Raw genomic sequence first — 15,095 nt, 5'->3', positions numbered from 1 at the left:
GGCCAGTTTATGGGCCTTGCCAACTGTGGGCGTGGCCCATCTCGGCTACCTGATCCAGCGGTACATGGTCACGGATGACCCGATGAAGCTCGCTCAACTCCAGGGTCGCATGGAGGTCGTACAGCGGCGATACCATCAGGGTGCAGAGCTCGCGCAGTTGCTTGAGCCAGGGCAGGCGCTCGTCGATTACATGGTTGAGCACGCCTGGGCCGGTCAACAGGTTGAGCCGCCTTGCATAGGCCTGGAAAGGTAGCGGCGCCAGGCGCGCGTCCGGCCGGCTGGCATAGAAGTCGGGCACCAGCTGGTAGCGGCGAAGGATTTCGTCCGAGATGGCACTCAGGTTTGGATTGCCTGGGTGGCTGCCGATCATGCTGCTGTTGAACTGGATGTACATGCCCAACTGGTCGTTGGAAACAGGCGGTGACAACAGCAGGCCATCCCTTGTGGTCTTGAGTTGGAGCCTGGCCAGCGGCGCGGTGCCCTCCGCGCCGCTCGCCGCCAGCAAGCGGTCATCGGCATCCAGGTACAGGCCACCGTAGTGTTCGAGCAGTCGGTAGCGCAGGATGTCGCAGGCCGAGGCAAAGTTGCGCCCCTGACCCTGGTTGCCGTCAAGGGCGGCGCGATACTGTGGGTAGTAGGGCGACAGGGTGAAATGCTGGTAAAACTCTTGGTCTTCGAGGGGCATGAGCAGGGCGCTTTCACTCCGCGCGCGCAGGGTTTTCAGATTGTGCAGGTAGGCTGCGTTGTTTTGCCGCGACAGCAGGATCTGGAAGCGATAGCCGCTGCTGCGTATCACCTGTGCGTTATGCACCAGCGCCTCGAGGTATTCGCCCTGCAAGGGCTGGTCGCCCACCCAGATACTGCTGACTACCTTGGGCAGCGGCATGCGCTGCAGGCCGTTGTAAGGCTCGTAGTCGATCGGCAGCTCGATATTGATGCCCAAGGCGCGCAGCGTGGCCATGCGCTGGGGGTGGGTGGGGGTGGCCCTGCTCTGGCTTGATGACAGCACCAAAGCAGGGTCGCCTTCGGTGCCCAGCGCCCAGCGCGGCGGGCTGATCAACTTTGCATCCCGGGTGCGGATGAAGCAGTTGGTGGCGAATTCGTATTGAACCCATTCGTTGACCAGGCCTTGTCGGGTGCTGAGCCAAGCGGCGAAACGGTGCCGAAGGTTTTCCTCGACCGTGGTCACCACGGCGGCATGGGTCGACGCCTGTACCGACGGCTCGCGGAACGCCAGTTCAGCGGGCTCCAGTGCCGTTTGCTCCAGCAGCGGTGCCGCACCGACGCGGGCATTGAACAAGGTGTCCAACAGTTGGGAACGGAAGAAGCCTGGGCGGGTCGTGCGAAATACCTCGGCGTACCTGACCGCCTGGCCAGTGCCGGTGGGTAGGGCATTGAACAGGCCGAACACCTGGTCTGTCACGCCTTGTGCCTTTGCCTCGGGGGTCTTGCCATTGATGGCGGCATCCAGACCCAGGCTGAACTGCGCCAGGCCGCCAGCTACCAGCAACGGGGCCAGTTCGGGCAGTACCACCATCAGGGGTAGCAGCAGGTTGGTGGCAAGGTTCAGGTAGTTGGCCCATTTGGCCTTGTTGACGGCATGGTTGCTGGTGATCTGGCTATCGGCATCGGCGTAGGCACGGCGCTTTTGCAGCAAGGTCAGGTGGGTGAACAGGTCGCCCTCCAGGGTGCTGTCGTATTTGTCGGGGCGAAAATCGATAATGTATTGCGGGTCCCAGAAGCCACTGGTGGCAAAGCCTGGATGGTCATGGCTCAGGCGGTGCGCTTTGGGGTAAAGGCCCAGGCCTGTCAGTGCGGTGCGCAGGCCGCTGAAATCGAGGCCGTCCGGCCAGTCGGTACGGGCGAAACAGGCCATCAGTGCATCGCGTTTGGCGGCGTCCTGGCATTGCCTGGCCAGCCAGCGCTTCATCGCCGAAGAGTCGGCGAACTCATGGAAAGGCGAAGCATTGCCAGGCAAGTACAGCACTACCAACGGCTGGCTGGCGTGACGGATCTGCACGATGCTAGTGGAAATGTAGCCGTAGATATTGAGCATGCTTAACCGCGCGTTGCTGCGGGCGATCAACTGCGCCGCCTCCCACAGCAGTTGGCGGCCAGGCCCGGACAGGCTGTTGAGCAACACCTGCTTGTTGCAGGCGGCGATGAAGGCAATCTTCAGGGCGCGCTGATAGTGCCCTTGTCGCTTGTCCCAATAGGTATCCAGGCGGGCCTTGAAACTGTTGTGAAAATGCAGGTTCCACAGAAAACTCTGGAAATTCTCGGCGCGAATCGGCAGGCAGTTGTCCGGTGCGTAGCGGCTGGGTTGGGTGCGTCGGTAGAGGCCGTTGAAGACAAGGTAGGGCGCGGCATTGGACAACATACTCAGCGGTACCAGGCGGTCGACCAATATCACTTGACCAGCCGGTGGCAGCCCTGCCCAGTTGCCGTAATGGAAACCGCCATAGCCGGCTGCGGTTTCACCTTGCCAGTTGGCCAGCAATGCCTCGACCAGGTTCATTCTTTGGGTAATGACGGCATTGTCCGCAGCGCCAGTGTGGCTGTCGGCGCGAGGCGCAGCCTGGTAGTGAAGGGTCACCACATCGATCAGTAGTGGCGAATCGGTGATGCCGTGTTGGCGCAGCCAACCGCTCAGCAGTTCCACGGCCAGGGTATCGGGGCGAGGGAAGTCCTGCAGTGCCTGACGCACCAGGCTGAGGTTGGAAAGGGGGATGGGGTGCATGCTGTGTTCCTGGGGGAGTGAGAAGCGCAGGATGGCGATGGGTTGTGCGTGCGGGGGCTACATAGTGCTATGGCTGGCGTGGCGAGGCAGGCACCTCGCCTGGCAGGTGGTGGTAGCTGCTGCTGCGTTACTCGATGCTGTTGCCAAACGGCAGGCGAGCGGGGTTGGGGGTGATGTCCCGTTCGCCGGCCGGTACGTCGCTGAACCCAACGGGCACCTTGCCGCGCAACTGCCAGGCAAAGGCAATGATTTCGGCAATGGTCAGGTACAGCGCCTCGGGTATCTGCTCGCCCAGCTCCAGCCGTGCCAGCAGGCTTACCAGCTCGGCGTTTTCGTAGATCGGCACCTCGTGTTGGCGGGCAAGTTCAAGAATGGCTTCGGCCAGGGCATCGTCGCCCTTGGCGCTGAGCGTGGGGGCCTGTTGGCCGTCGTAGCTCAGGGCAATGGCCTGGCGCGGTGTTTTGCCACTCATGCGTTTTCGTCCACCCAGCGTTGTTCGACCCGCGTGCGGGGGCCTTGGGGTGGGGTGCCGGGGTGGCATTCCAGGTCGCCGACGTCCAGGCCCCTGGCCAGCAGGCGCTCGCGCAGGGTGCCAAGCTGGCTGTCGATCAGCCGCGCGGTCTGTTCCTGTTCTGCCCACAGTTGCCCGTTCAGGCGGCCCTGGCTCAGTTGTGCCTGCACTTGCAAAGGGCCAAGCGGAGCGAGGTCGAAGGCCAACTCGATACGCCACAGCGCTTGTAGCGGGTCATGCTCTTGGTGCTGGCGGTCAGCTTGCTGTTGCGGCGTTTCTTCGCGTTGCAGCTTGACCTGCAGCGGGATGAACTCCTGGCCATGGCGGATCGGCACTTCAGTCTGCCAGGTGGTCTGCAGGTTGCCGTTTTCAAGGTTGCCGCTCTGCTGCAGGCTGCTCATGGCATGGCTCTGCAGGCGTGAAACGGCCGCCGCGGCCAGGCGCAGCAACTGTTGCAGGTCGCCTTCGTCTTCCATGGCCTTGAGTAGCCGCGAAGGCAGCGGAAACGCCCCTGGCTGTGGTTTCGGGCTGACCCGGTCGAGCATGCCCAGGGCGCCACGGGCGAGGGCCGGCAGGGTCAGGGCCAAGGTGCTTGGCATCAGGGCCGGTGCACCGGGCGCGGTGACCGAGGCCTGGGTGATCAACCTGAGCAGGTGGGCCTTGAGATCAGTGGCCACGCTGGCGGGGAAGCCACCCAGCAGCTTCGCTTCGAGGAAGGTACCGCTGTTGCTCAGGGCTTGGGCGACGGCTTTGGCATCGCCGAGCTGGCGCACGTCCGGCAGCCCGGCCAGCAAACGCTCGGCACTGCTGCGCAGGCTACCGTCGGCGCCGGGGTCGCGGGCGACCTGCTGCAATGCACTGAGCAGGCCGGTTAACGAGGCCTGGCGATTTTGCTGGGTGAGCAGTTGCTGGGCGATGCTGAGCTGGTCTTGCCGGCCGCTGAGCGGCACGAATTGCAGCGACTGGTCGCCTTGCACCCGCGCGCTGAGCAGGCTGCCTACGGGCAGCGGGCGCGGGCTGTCGATAGTCAGGGTGGCACCGGCCTGCGCGCTGTTGAGCAGGCTCACCAGTGCCCGGTAACCGGCTGTTTGGCCCGGCGCTTGTAGGATGGGCTGGTTGGTCAGGACCTTGCCTTGCAGCAGGGTACCGACCGGCACCTTGGCCGTGTCCAGGCGGGTGAGGGTGGCGATGTTGCTGGCGCTGGCCTGTTGCAGCATGATCGCCAGGCGATTGCCCTCGGTCTGGCTGACGGTGACTTGGCTGCCGGGGGGTAACGGCTGGCTGGCGCTGGCCTGCAATTGGGTCTGGGCGCCGTTGGCCTGGATCAGCCGCAGAACGACCTGGAACTCCCGGCCCAGCTGGCGTAGCGACACGACCTCGGCTTGCGCCGTTTCGCCAGGGGCGAGCAAGCCGGGCTGTGCTTGGGTCAGGCGCAGCAGTTCGCCGGTCATGCCCGCCTTGATGGCCTGGGCGCTGATCGCGGTTTGTGCGCCGAGACTATTGATTTCAGTCATGATTGTATACAACCTGTCGAACCCGCCTCTTGGCAGCGAGGCCATGCATGTAATAATGCCGCCCGCCCGCCACTGCCAGTATAACGGCAGCGAGGGGGGCGACTTGAGCCGTAAACTGGATAAGGCGAAACCGTGACCCTTCATCTCCAAGCCGCAGGCCTGGCCTGCGAGCGCGACTGGCGCCTGCTGTTCGAGCAGCTCGATTTCGAGCTGCGGCCCGGCGACATGCTGCAGATCAGCGGCCCCAACGGCAGCGGCAAGACCAGCTTGCTGCGCCTGTTGGCTGGGTTGATGCAGCCGACCGCCGGGCAGATCCTGCTGGGCGGCAAGCCGTTGGCCGACCAGCGCCATGCCTTGGCCAGCATCCTGCTGTGGATCGGCCACGCTGCGGGCATCAAAGACCTGCTCACCGCCGAGGAGAACCTCACCTGGCTCTGTGCCCTGCACCAGCCCGCCAGCGCCGAGCGCATCTGGGCGGCGCTGGCGGCAGTCGGCCTGCGCGGCTTCGAAGACGTGCCGTGCCATACCTTGTCGGCCGGCCAGCAGCGCCGTGTAGCCCTGGCCCGGCTGTACCTGGACAGCCCGCCCTTGTGGATTCTCGACGAACCGTTCACCGCCCTCGACAAGCAAGGTGTGGCGCAGCTCGAAGCGCACTTGGCGGCGCATTGCGAGCAGGGTGGCACGGTGGTGCTGACCACCCACCACAGCCTTGAACGCAAGCCGTCGGGCTACCGTGAACTGAACCTGGGGCAATGGGCAGCATGAGCGTATTCATCCTGTTGCTGCGCCGCGAAGCGCGTCTGTTGTTCCGCCGCCCCGCAGAACTGGCCAACCCGCTGGTGTTCTTCGCCATCGTCGTTGCCCTGTTCCCGCTGGCGGTCGGCCCTGAAAGCCAATTGTTGCAAACCTTGTCACCTGGCCTGGTGTGGGTTGCGGCCTTGCTGGCCGTGCTGTTATCGCTGGACGGCCTGTTCCGCAGCGATTTCGAGGATGGCTCGCTGGAGCAATGGGTGCTGTCGCCGCATCCACTGGCGTTGCTGGTGCTGGCCAAGGTGCTGGCGCACTGGATCTTTTCCGGCCTGGCGCTGGTATTGTTGGCGCCACTGCTGGCGCTGATGCTGGGGTTGCCGAGCCATTGCCTGCCGGTGCTGCTCGCCTCCTTGCTGCTGGGCACGCCGGTACTGAGCCTGTTGGGTGCAGTGGGTGCGGCGCTGACGGTCGGTCTCAAACGTGGTGGGTTGCTGCTGGCGTTGCTGATTCTGCCGTTGTATATCCCTGTATTGATCCTGGGCAGTGGTGCGTTGCAGGCGGCGTTGCAGAATATGCCCGCCACTGGCCACCTGCTCTGGCTTGCCAGCCTCACGGCCCTGGCGGTGACACTGGCACCCTTTGCGATAGCGGCCGGCCTGAAGATCAGCGTCGGCGAATAACGAGTCCTGGGCTCTCAAGCCCGGCTAATACCCTGGATGTACCCTGATGAAAATGAGTTGGACGTGGTTCCACAAACTCGGTTCTCCCAAATGGTTCTATGCCATCAGCGGCCGCATGCTGCCATGGCTGACGGTCTGCGCCATCGTGCTGTTGCTGGTGGGCGTCACCTGGGGCCTGGCGTTCGCGCCCCAGGATTACCAACAGGGCAATAGTTTCCGCATCATCTACATCCATGTGCCGGCGGCGATGCTGGCGCAATCGTGCTACGTGCTGCTGGCGGTGGCCGGGGTGGTGGGCCTGGTGTGGAAGATGAAACTGGCCGACGTCGCCCTGCAATGCGCCGCGCCCATCGGCGCCTGGATGACCGCCGTGGCGCTGGTCACCGGCGCCATCTGGGGCAAGCCGACCTGGGGTAGCTGGTGGGTGTGGGATGCGCGGCTGACGTCGATGCTGATCCTGCTGTTCTTGTACTTCGGCATTATTGCGCTGGGCCAGGCAATCAGTAATCGTGACAGCGCGGCCAAGGCCTGCGCGGTGCTGGCCATCGTCGGGGTGATCAACATACCGATCATCAAGTACTCGGTGGAGTGGTGGAACACCCTGCACCAGGGCGCCACCTTCACCCTCACCGAAAAGCCTGCGATGCCTGCCGAGATGTGGCTGCCGCTGCTGTGCACGGCACTGGGCTTCTACTGCTTCTTCGGCGTGGTGCTGTTGTTGCGCATGCGCCTTGAGGTGCTCAAGCGCGAGGCACGCGCCAGTTGGGTCAAGGAGGAAGTGTTGAACAGCCTGGGGCGGAGGGCCGCGCAATGAGTTTCGCCTCGTTCGGTGATTTCCTCGCCATGGGCCACCACGGCCTGTACGTGTGGACGGCCTATGGCATTTGCCTGGCGGTATTGGCGCTGAACGTCGCCACCCCACTGCTGGCCCGCCGTCGCTACCTGCAAGATGAGGCGCGCCGCTTGCGCCGGGAGAACAACCAGTGAATCCGCAGCGCAAGAAACGCCTGTTGCTCATTGCCGGCCTGCTGGTCGGTGTCGGGATTGCCGTCGGCTTTGCCCTGAGCGCATTGCAGCAGAACATCAACCTGTTCTACACGCCGACTCAGATCGCCAATGGCGAAGCCCCCCTGGATACCCGTATTCGGGCTGGCGGCATGGTCGAAAAAGGTTCGGTGCAGCGCTCGGCTGACTCGCTCGACGTGCGCTTCGTGGTCACTGACTTCAGCAAGTCGGTGCCGATCACCTACCGCGGCATCCTCCCCGACCTGTTCCGTGAAGGGCAGGGCATCGTTGCCCTGGGCAAGCTCAATGGTGAAGGTGTGGTGGTGGCCGATGAAGTGCTGGCCAAGCACGACGAGAAGTACATGCCGCCCGAGGTCACCAAGGCCCTGAAGGAAAGCGGCCAGGCCGCTGCAGGCGCGGAGGCCAAGCCATGAACGCGGCGCTGGTGATTCCCGAACTCGGCCAGTTGGCGATGATCCTGGCCATCTGTTTTGCCGCCGTGCAGGCCAGCGTGCCGCTGCTCGGCGCGTGGCGCGGTGACAGCCTGTGGATGAGCCTGGCGCGGCCGGCGGCCTGGGGGCAATTTGCCTTCCTCAGCTTTGCCTTCGCCTGCCTCACCCATGCCTTCATGACCGACAACTTCTCGGTTGCCTATGTGGCCAGCAACTCCAACAGCGCCTTGCCCTGGTACTTCAAGTTCAGTGCCGTGTGGGGCGCGCACGAGGGCTCGCTGCTGCTCTGGGCGTTGATCCTGGGGGGCTGGACCTTCGCCGTGTCGGTGTTCTCGCGCCAGCTGCCGCAAGTGATGCTGGCCCGTGTGCTGGCGGTGATGGGCATGATCAGCGTGGGCTTCCTGAGCTTCCTGATCATCACCTCCAACCCCTTCCAGCGCCTGCTGCCGCAAGTGCCGACCGACGGTCGCGACCTCAATCCGCTGCTGCAGGACATCGGCCTGATCGTCCACCCGCCGATGCTGTACATGGGCTATGTCGGTTTTTCGGTGGCCTTCGCCTTCGCCATCGCCGCGTTGCTCGGCGGGCGCCTTGACGCTGCCTGGGCGCGCTGGTCGCGGCCGTGGACCATCGTCGCCTGGGCCTTCCTCGGTGTGGGCATCACCCTGGGCTCATGGTGGGCTTACTACGAGCTGGGCTGGGGTGGCTGGTGGTTCTGGGACCCGGTGGAAAACGCCTCGTTCATGCCTTGGCTGGTGGGCACGGCATTGATCCACTCGCTGGCGGTGACCGAGAAACGCGGGGTGTTCAAGAGCTGGACCGTGCTGCTGGCGATCGCAGCCTTCTCGTTGAGCCTGTTGGGCACCTTCCTGGTGCGTTCCGGGGTGCTGACCTCGGTGCATGCGTTCGCCGCCGACCCGTCACGCGGCGTGTTCATCCTGATCTTCCTGCTGTTTGTGGTGGGCGGCTCGCTGACCCTGTTCGCCCTGCGCGCGCCGGTGGTCAAGAGCCAGGTCGGCTTTGCCCTGTGGTCGCGCGAGACGCTGTTGCTGGCCAACAACCTGGTGCTGGTGGTGGCGGCGTCGATGATTCTGCTCGGCACCCTGTACCCGCTGGTGCTCGATGCCCTGACCGGGGCAAAGCTGTCGGTCGGCCCGCCGTACTTCGATGCGTTGTTCCTGCCGCTGATGGCACTGTTGATGATTGTGCTCGGCTTCGGTGTGGTGGTGCGCTGGAAGGACACCCCCGGCAAGTGGCTGGCGAGCATGATGACCCCGGTGCTGATCGGCAGTGCGGTACTGGCCCCGGTCGCCGGTTTTATCGTCGACGACTTCGACTGGCCCACGCTGACCGCCTTTGCCCTCGCGGCCTGGGTGGTGCTCAGCGGGCTGCGTGATGTGCTCGAAAAAACCCGTCACAAGGGCCTGGCCAAGGGCATGCGTGGCCTCACCCGCAGCTACTGGGGCATGCAGCTGGCGCACTTTGGCCTGGCAGTGTGCGCACTGGGCGTGGTGCTGTCGAGCAACAACAGTGCCGAGCGCGACCTGCGCATGGCGCCGGGCGAAAGTGTCGAGCTGGGTGGTTATCACTTCCTGTTCCAGGGCGCCAAGCACTTCGAGGGGCCGAACTTCATCTCCGACAAAGGCACCGTGGTGGTGTCCCGCGATGGCCGTGAAGTGACCACGCTGCACCCCGAGAAGCGGCTGTACACCGTGCAGCAGTCGATGATGACCGAAGCTGGCATCGACGCAGGCTTCACCCGCGACCTGTACGTCGCCCTGGGCGAGCCGCTGGAAAACGGTGCCTGGGCGGTGCGCGTGCATATCAAGCCATACGTCCGCTGGATCTGGCTGGGCGGTCTGCTGACCGGCCTGGGCGGGTTGCTGGCGGCCCTCGACCGGCGTTACCGCGTCAAGGTCAAGACCCGGGTGCGTGATGTCCTGGGCGTGTCTGGAGCAGCTGCATGAAGCGTTGGATCATGGTGGTGCCACTGGCGGTGTTTCTGCTGGTGGCGGTTTTCCTCTACAAGGGGCTGTTCCTCAAGCCCGACGAGCTGCCCTCGGCGATGATCGGCAAGCCCTTCCCGGCGTTTGCCCTGGCCTCGGTGCAGGGTGACCGCAACCTGACCCAGGCCGACCTGCTGGGCCGCCCGGCGTTGGTCAATGTGTGGGGCACCTGGTGCCCGTCGTGCAAGGTCGAGCACCCGTACCTGAACCAGCTGGCCGAGCAAGGCGTGGTGATTCATGGGGTCAACTACAAGGACGACAATGGTGCCGCGTTGAAGTGGTTGGCCGAATACCACAACCCGTACCAGCTGGACATCCGCGACGAGCAGGGCACCCTGGGCCTGGACCTGGGCGTGTATGGCGCGCCGGAAACCTTCCTGATCGACGCCAAGGGCATCATCCGCTACAAGCACGTGGGTATCGTCGATGCCAGCGTCTGGCGCGAACAGCTGGCGCCGCTGTACCAGGGCCTGGTCGATGAGGCCAAGCCATGAGGCGGGGGCTGGCAGCCGTGGTGCTGGGGTTGGCCCTTGGCCTGGGCCTGGCCGGTGTGGCCAGGGCGGCCATCGATACCTACCAGTTCCGTGACGACGCCGAACGTGAGCGTTACCAGCAACTGACCAAGGAACTGCGCTGCCCCAAGTGCCAGAACCAGGACATCGCCGATTCCAACGCGCCGATTGCCGCCGACCTGCGCCGTGAGATCTTCCGCATGCTGGGCGAAGGCAAGAACAACGCGCAGATCGTCGACTTCATGGTCGACCGCTACGGCGATTTCGTGCGGTACAAGCCGGCGCTCAGCGCCCGTACCTGGCTGTTGTGGTTCGGCCCGGGGGTCTTGCTGGCCGGCGGCTTCGTGGTGCTGGCGGTGATTGTGCGTCGCCGCCGCGCCACGGTGGCCCACGGTGCCAATGAGCTGTCCGTCGAAGAACGCGAGCGTCTCGCCAAACTGCTGGAAAAAGAACAGACCCATGATTGAATTCTGGCTTAGCGCGGGCCTCCTGCTGCTCGCTGCCCTCAGCTTTCTGCTGATCCCGATCCTGCGTGGCCGTCGCCGTCAGCAAGAGGAAGACCGCACCGCCCTGAACGTTGCCCTGTACCAGGAACGCGTTGCCGAACTGGCGGCCCAGCAGGCCGCTGGCGTGCTCGACGAGGCGCAACTGGCCAAGGGCCGTGACGAGGCGGCCCGCGAGCTGCTGGCCGACACCGAAGGCAGCGAGCCCCCACGCCAGGGCCATCTGGGCAAAACCCTGCCGCTGCTGGCGGCGGTGCTGGTGCCACTGATGGCATTGGGGCTGTACCTGCATTTTGGCGCGGCCGACAAGGTTGAGCTGACCCAGGAGTTTGCCCAGGCGCCGAAGACCATGGAGGAGATGACCACACGCCTTGAACGGGTCGTGAAGGCCCAGCCAGATTCGGCCGAGGCCCTGTATTTCCTGGGCCGTGCCTACATGGCCGAGCAGCGTCCCGCCGATGCGGCGCGTACGTTCGAGCGTGCGGTGGCCTTGGCCGGGCGCCAGCCCGAGTTGCTCGGGCAGTGGGCCCAGGCGCAGTACTTCGCTGCCGACAAGCAATGGAGCCCGCAGCTGCAGGCACTGACCGACGAAGCCCTCAAGGCCGACCCCAACGAAGTGACCAGCCTGGGGCTGCGCGGTATTGCCGCGTTCGAGGGGGAACGCTACCAGGAAGCCATCGACTACTGGAAGCGCCTGCTGGCGCAACTGCCCGAAGGCGATGCATCGCGTGCCGCCTTGCAGGGGGGTATCGACCGTGCTGCCGAGCGCCTGGGAAGTGAGCCTGGCCCGGCCGTGGCGCCGGTGGCTGCCCGCCTGACGGTGCGGGTGGAGCTGGCTGCGGCGCTCAAGGACAAGGTCAAGCCTGACGACACGGTGTTCATCTTCGCCCGTGCCAGCAACGGCCCGCCCATGCCGCTGGCGGCCAAGCGGGTGACCGTGGCGCAGTTGCCGATCGAGGTGGAGTTGTCTGACGCCGACGCCATGATGCCGCAGATGAAACTGTCGGACTTTACCGAAGTCCAACTGGTTGCCCGTGTCTCGCGTGCCGGCCAACCGACCCACGGCGAGTGGATCGGCCAGGGTTCGCCACTGGCCACTGCCACCCAAGCCACGCAACACCTCACCATCGACAGCCCTGACCCGTAAGAGAGCATTGCCATGCACAGCACCGTCCGCCTGACCCTGATCACCCTTGCCCTGGGTTTGTCCGCGTGTACGGTGCATGAGCCTTACGAGCAGCCGGCGCCGCCGATCGAGCGGGTGCCGCCGCACCAGGGGCCGGTGGTCAAGCCGCTGCCGGGCGGGCAGCCTTCGACCTCGCCAAGCAAACCTGCGGCCACCCCCAAGCCGATGCCACGCACCTCTGCCAGCTTCGCCCCGCCGCCAGGGGGTGCCAGCCACTGGGACCCGAAACTGGGCGTATACGTGCTGGAGAAAAAGCCCAACACCTTCTATCGCCAGCGCACCTATTACCGCTACGACGGCGGCTGGAGCTGGTCGCTGAGCCCGGATGGCCCATGGCAGGGCACCGACAGCAGCGGTGTGCCGGGTGGCCTCGGGCGCGCCTTCGCCCAATAGGCTCAGAGATGCCCTCCCGGTACAGTACAGTTGCCTGCTCAATTACCGATTGACTGTACCGACCGCTGACTCCGCATAATGCCCCTTCGATCAGACGCGGAGGTGGCATGAGCAAGACAGTCCTGGTGTTGGTAGAAACCGTCGACGATTACCTGCCCTTGCTGGAACAGGCGGGTTATCGGCTGATTCGCGCCCCCTCGCCGCAACTGCGTGCCGATGCCATCCAGCGCCACGCCCATGAAATCGATGCTGTGCTCACCCGTGGCCCGCTGGGCCTGACTGCCGCAGAGATCGATGCGCTGCCCGCATTGCAGATCATCTGCGTGATCGGGGCCGGCTACGAGCAGGTCGACCTGGCCGCCGCCGCCGCCCGTGGTATTACCGTCACCAACGGCGCCGGGGCCAATGCCAGCGCAGTCGCCGACCATACCCTGGCCATGCTGCTGGCGCTGCTGCGCGACATTCCCCGTGCCGACGCCAGTACCCGCCGCGGCGAGTGGAACCGGGTAATCAGCCCTTCGGTGAGCGGCAAGCGCCTGGGCATTCTCGGCCTGGGCGCAGTGGGGCTGGCGATCGCCAAACGTGCCAACCTCGGCTTCGACATGAGCATCAGCTACCACAGCCGCACCCCTCGTCAGAGCGTGCCTTACACCTGGTACGACAGCCCGCTGCACCTGGCCGATGCCGTCGACATCCTGGTGGTGGCCACGCCTGGCGGCGCCACTACTCGTCATCTGGTCGATGCTGCGGTGCTTGAAGCCCTGGGTGCCGAGGGTTACCTGGTGAATATCGCCCGTGCCAGCGTGGTGGACACTCAGGCCCTGGTGGTGGCGCTGGCGGGCGGGCAGCTTGCCGGCGCTGCGCTGGACGTGTTCGATGACGAACCCGAGGTGCCCGATGCCCTCAAGGCCCTCGGCAACACCGTATTGACCCCGCACGTGGCTGGCCAGTCGCCAGAGGCTGCGCGGGACACGGTGATGTTGGTGCTGGGCAATCTGCAGGCGTTCTTCGCCGGCGAGCCGGTGCTGACCCCGGTACGCGACTGACCCTTTTCATACAGGTGCCCGGCAGCGGCCCGGCCAACAAGGAGTGTGTGCATGCAACTCGAGATCTTCCAGGTCGATGCGTTTTCCGCTGAACCCTTCGGTGGCAACCCGGCGGCGGTGATCCCGCTGGAAAGCTGGTTGCCAGACGATGTGCTGCAACGTATCGCCGAAGAGAACAACTTGTCCGAAACCGCCTATTTCGTGCGCAACGGCGAGGGTTACGACCTGCGTTGGTTCACCCCGACGGTCGAAGTCGACCTGTGTGGCCATGCCACCCTGGCCTCGGCGTATGTGCTGTTCGAGCAGTTGGGTGAACAGGCGCCAGTGCTGCGTTTCAATACCCGCAGTGGCGAATTGCGCGTCAGCCGAGGTGTCGATGGGCTTTTGGCGATGGATTTTCCGGCCAAGCAGCCGGTTGCGGTGGAGGTGCCGGCAGGCTTGCTGGAGGCGCTGGGCTTGAGCGGTGCGCGGGCGGTGTATCAGTCCGACGACTATGTGGTGATGATCGATGACGCCTCGCTGCTTGACCCGCTGAAGCCGGACTTCGTTGCGCTGTCGGCTTTTGCCGTGCGCGGTATCGCCGTGACTGCGCCGGGGCGCGGGTATGATTTTGTCACCCGTTGGTTTGGTCCGCGGGTTGGTGTGAATGAGGACCCGGTCACGGGGTCGGCGCATACCTCGCTGGCGCCGTTGTGGGCCGAACGGTTGGGCAAGGGTGTTTTGAGCTGTGAGCAGGGTGGGGCGCGCAAGGGGCAACTGCGTTGCGAAGTGCCGGGCAATGGCCGGGTGATCATTAGCGGGCGGGGGGCGTTGTACCTGCGGGGGAGTGTGTTTATCTGAGTTGGGTGTGTGGGTTTAAAGGTGTAGGCCTTGGGGTTTGCAGCGCCTATGAGATCGAGCGCCGCCCGCGCGGCGCATCGCGACGCAAGGCCGCTCCTACATCTGTTTCGGGCCAGTGAGGCCTGTGCCATTGGCGCGCGACCGCCTTGTTTGTACGACGCGATATCGAGGTGGGCACCAAGAGGCCGCGCGCCATTCCCCCAGGAATAACTGGCCCGAAACAAATGTAGGAGCGGCCTTGCGTCGCGATGCGCCGCGCGGGCGGCGCTCGATCTCATAGGCGCTGCAAAACCCCAGACATGCACCTATAAACCCCAAAGCCATCCCCAGTCATTGTCTCTCGGGCGAAGATGCAGTCAATGCGCCAGCATGAAACACCGACTGCGCTTGCCAAACCTGTGCATTCCTGAGAAAAGGGCGGCTTTGATTTTTCAGCGTTGGAGCATGCCATGAGCAGCGAACTGCAGATCATCGACCTCGTCGAAGGCGACGGCAAGGCCGCCGTCAAAGGCGCCCTCATCACCACTCAGTACACCGGCTGGTTGGCCGACGGCAGCGAGTTCGATTCGTCCTGGTCGCGCGGCAAGCCCTTCCAGTGCGTGATCGGTACCGGTCGGGTGATCAAAGGGTGGGACCAAGGCCTGATGGGCATGCGCGTTGGCGGCAAGCGCAAATTGCAGGTGCCTGCGCAGTTGGGCTATGGCGAGCGCAGTGTGGGTGCGATTCCGCCGCATTCGGACCTGACGTTTGAGATCGAACTGCTGGAAGTGCTGACGCGGGATGATTGAGTGATTGATGTGGTTTTCGGTGTGCAAACCTCAAGGCATGCACACCACCCCCGAAAAATTCGCAAGGAATACATATTTCAGCAACACCCATCCCCTAACCTAAGCCTTGCTCAAGGATCGGCAATCACACGCCAGGGAGGAACCAAACGGGTTGAAGGCACTCTGACTC

Annotated in this window: 16 protein-coding genes; 13 read left to right on the top strand and 3 right to left on the bottom strand. The window is 64.4% G+C overall.

All coding sequences use genetic code 11. The annotated features are described in order from the left end of the window. Nucleotides 1-7: 7 nt before the first annotated feature. From LOY26_RS18975 to LOY26_RS18965, 3 genes are all read right to left on the bottom strand, one after another. Nucleotides 8-2,740: a dermonecrotic toxin domain-containing protein gene (locus tag LOY26_RS18975; protein ID WP_258713987.1), complete on the bottom strand. Its 2,733-nt coding sequence runs from the start codon at nt 2,738-2,740 to the stop codon at nt 8-10. A 127-nt stretch (nt 2,741-2,867) separates the two neighbouring features. Then, nucleotides 2,868-3,212: an EscU/YscU/HrcU family type III secretion system export apparatus switch protein gene (locus tag LOY26_RS18970; RefSeq protein WP_033699435.1), complete on the bottom strand. Its 345-nt coding sequence runs from the start codon at nt 3,210-3,212 to the stop codon at nt 2,868-2,870. After that, a complete protein-coding gene (locus LOY26_RS18965) occupies nt 3,209-4,765 on the bottom strand; it encodes a flagellar hook-length control protein FliK (RefSeq protein WP_047583657.1) in 1,557 nt (518 codons plus the stop codon). The genes LOY26_RS18970 and LOY26_RS18965 overlap by 4 nt, the downstream gene beginning before the upstream one ends. 132 nt (nt 4,766-4,897) lie before the next feature. Here LOY26_RS18965 and ccmA point away from each other — a divergent pair, with 132 nt between their 5' ends. From ccmA to LOY26_RS18900, 13 genes are all read left to right on the top strand, one after another. Then, nucleotides 4,898-5,530: a cytochrome c biogenesis heme-transporting ATPase CcmA gene (gene ccmA, locus LOY26_RS18960; protein ID WP_186656347.1), complete on the top strand. Its 633-nt coding sequence runs from the start codon at nt 4,898-4,900 to the stop codon at nt 5,528-5,530. Then, nucleotides 5,527-6,195, top strand: a complete 669-nt coding sequence (ccmB, locus tag LOY26_RS18955; RefSeq protein ID WP_027592998.1) for a heme exporter protein CcmB — start codon at nt 5,527-5,529, stop codon at nt 6,193-6,195. Before ccmA ends, ccmB begins: the two co-directional genes overlap by 4 nt. Nucleotides 6,196-6,241: 46 nt before the next feature. Next, on the top strand, nt 6,242-7,009 hold the full coding sequence (locus LOY26_RS18950) for a heme ABC transporter permease (protein WP_033699432.1): 768 nt from the start codon (nt 6,242-6,244) through the stop codon (nt 7,007-7,009). Further along, nucleotides 7,006-7,182 carry a heme exporter protein CcmD gene (gene ccmD / locus LOY26_RS18945; RefSeq protein ID WP_033699430.1) on the top strand — a complete coding sequence of 59 codons (177 nt, stop codon included), beginning with the start codon at nt 7,006-7,008 and terminating at the stop codon, nt 7,180-7,182. Before LOY26_RS18950 ends, ccmD begins: the two co-directional genes overlap by 4 nt. Next, nucleotides 7,179-7,634, top strand: a complete 456-nt coding sequence (gene ccmE, locus LOY26_RS18940; RefSeq protein ID WP_186656349.1) for a cytochrome c maturation protein CcmE — start codon at nt 7,179-7,181, stop codon at nt 7,632-7,634. The genes ccmD and ccmE overlap by 4 nt, the downstream gene beginning before the upstream one ends. Before the next feature lie 11 nt (nt 7,635-7,645). Then, on the top strand, nt 7,646-9,619 hold the full coding sequence (locus tag LOY26_RS18935; RefSeq protein WP_186664037.1) for a heme lyase CcmF/NrfE family subunit: 1,974 nt from the start codon (nt 7,646-7,648) through the stop codon (nt 9,617-9,619). Continuing rightward, nucleotides 9,616-10,152, top strand: coding sequence for a DsbE family thiol:disulfide interchange protein (locus tag LOY26_RS18930; protein ID WP_095063717.1), 537 nt, complete (start codon nt 9,616-9,618; stop codon nt 10,150-10,152). Before LOY26_RS18935 ends, LOY26_RS18930 begins: the two co-directional genes overlap by 4 nt. Next, complete coding sequence (locus LOY26_RS18925; RefSeq protein ID WP_033699425.1) at nt 10,149-10,637, top strand: cytochrome c-type biogenesis protein; 489 nt, start codon at nt 10,149-10,151, stop codon at nt 10,635-10,637. Before LOY26_RS18930 ends, LOY26_RS18925 begins: the two co-directional genes overlap by 4 nt. Beyond that, nucleotides 10,630-11,820 carry a c-type cytochrome biogenesis protein CcmI gene (gene ccmI / locus LOY26_RS18920; protein WP_186656371.1) on the top strand — a complete coding sequence of 397 codons (1,191 nt, stop codon included), beginning with the start codon at nt 10,630-10,632 and terminating at the stop codon, nt 11,818-11,820. The genes LOY26_RS18925 and ccmI overlap by 8 nt, the downstream gene beginning before the upstream one ends. A 12-nt stretch (nt 11,821-11,832) precedes the next feature. Then, entirely contained in the window at nt 11,833-12,252 is a 420-nt protein-coding gene (locus LOY26_RS18915; RefSeq protein ID WP_033699422.1) for a hypothetical protein, read from the top strand. Nucleotides 12,253-12,359: 107 nt separating this feature from the next. Next, nucleotides 12,360-13,298, top strand: coding sequence for a 2-hydroxyacid dehydrogenase (locus LOY26_RS18910; RefSeq protein ID WP_033699420.1), 939 nt, complete (start codon nt 12,360-12,362; stop codon nt 13,296-13,298). Between the two features lie 51 nt (nt 13,299-13,349). Further along, nucleotides 13,350-14,138, top strand: a complete 789-nt coding sequence (locus tag LOY26_RS18905) for a PhzF family phenazine biosynthesis protein (RefSeq protein WP_186656373.1) — start codon at nt 13,350-13,352, stop codon at nt 14,136-14,138. A 449-nt stretch (nt 14,139-14,587) separates the two neighbouring features. After that, nucleotides 14,588-14,926 (top strand): FKBP-type peptidyl-prolyl cis-trans isomerase, encoded by a 339-nt coding sequence (locus LOY26_RS18900; protein WP_047583653.1) that lies wholly within the window; start codon nt 14,588-14,590, stop codon nt 14,924-14,926. Nucleotides 14,927-15,095 lie beyond the last annotated feature (169 nt).

It is taken from the genome of Pseudomonas sp. B21-047 (assembly GCF_024748775.1).
In the GTDB taxonomy this organism is placed as follows: domain Bacteria; phylum Pseudomonadota; class Gammaproteobacteria; order Pseudomonadales; family Pseudomonadaceae; genus Aquipseudomonas; species Aquipseudomonas capeferrum.
This window is presented reverse-complemented; position numbering and strand designations above follow the sequence as displayed.

What these genes read in the sequence shown, in the direction of transcription:
- LOY26_RS18925 (WP_033699425.1), top strand. Translation starts at nt 10,149, where the DNA reads ATGAGGCGGGGGCTGGCAGCCGTGGTGCTGGGGTTGGCCCTTGGCCTG.
- LOY26_RS18975 (WP_258713987.1), bottom strand. Translation starts at nt 2,740, where the DNA reads ATGCACCCCATCCCCCTTTCCAACCTCAGCCTGGTGCGTCAGGCACTG.
- ccmB (WP_027592998.1), top strand. Translation starts at nt 5,527, where the DNA reads ATGAGCGTATTCATCCTGTTGCTGCGCCGCGAAGCGCGTCTGTTGTTC.
- LOY26_RS18915 (WP_033699422.1), top strand. Translation starts at nt 11,833, where the DNA reads ATGCACAGCACCGTCCGCCTGACCCTGATCACCCTTGCCCTGGGTTTG.
- LOY26_RS18950 (WP_033699432.1), top strand. Translation starts at nt 6,242, where the DNA reads ATGAAAATGAGTTGGACGTGGTTCCACAAACTCGGTTCTCCCAAATGG.
- LOY26_RS18910 (WP_033699420.1), top strand. Translation starts at nt 12,360, where the DNA reads ATGAGCAAGACAGTCCTGGTGTTGGTAGAAACCGTCGACGATTACCTG.
- LOY26_RS18970 (WP_033699435.1), bottom strand. Translation starts at nt 3,212, where the DNA reads ATGAGTGGCAAAACACCGCGCCAGGCCATTGCCCTGAGCTACGACGGC.
- LOY26_RS18905 (WP_186656373.1), top strand. Translation starts at nt 13,350, where the DNA reads ATGCAACTCGAGATCTTCCAGGTCGATGCGTTTTCCGCTGAACCCTTC.
- LOY26_RS18930 (WP_095063717.1), top strand. Translation starts at nt 9,616, where the DNA reads ATGAAGCGTTGGATCATGGTGGTGCCACTGGCGGTGTTTCTGCTGGTG.
- LOY26_RS18900 (WP_047583653.1), top strand. Translation starts at nt 14,588, where the DNA reads ATGAGCAGCGAACTGCAGATCATCGACCTCGTCGAAGGCGACGGCAAG.
- LOY26_RS18965 (WP_047583657.1), bottom strand. Translation starts at nt 4,765, where the DNA reads ATGACTGAAATCAATAGTCTCGGCGCACAAACCGCGATCAGCGCCCAG.
- ccmI (WP_186656371.1), top strand. Translation starts at nt 10,630, where the DNA reads ATGATTGAATTCTGGCTTAGCGCGGGCCTCCTGCTGCTCGCTGCCCTC.
- ccmD (WP_033699430.1), top strand. Translation starts at nt 7,006, where the DNA reads ATGAGTTTCGCCTCGTTCGGTGATTTCCTCGCCATGGGCCACCACGGC.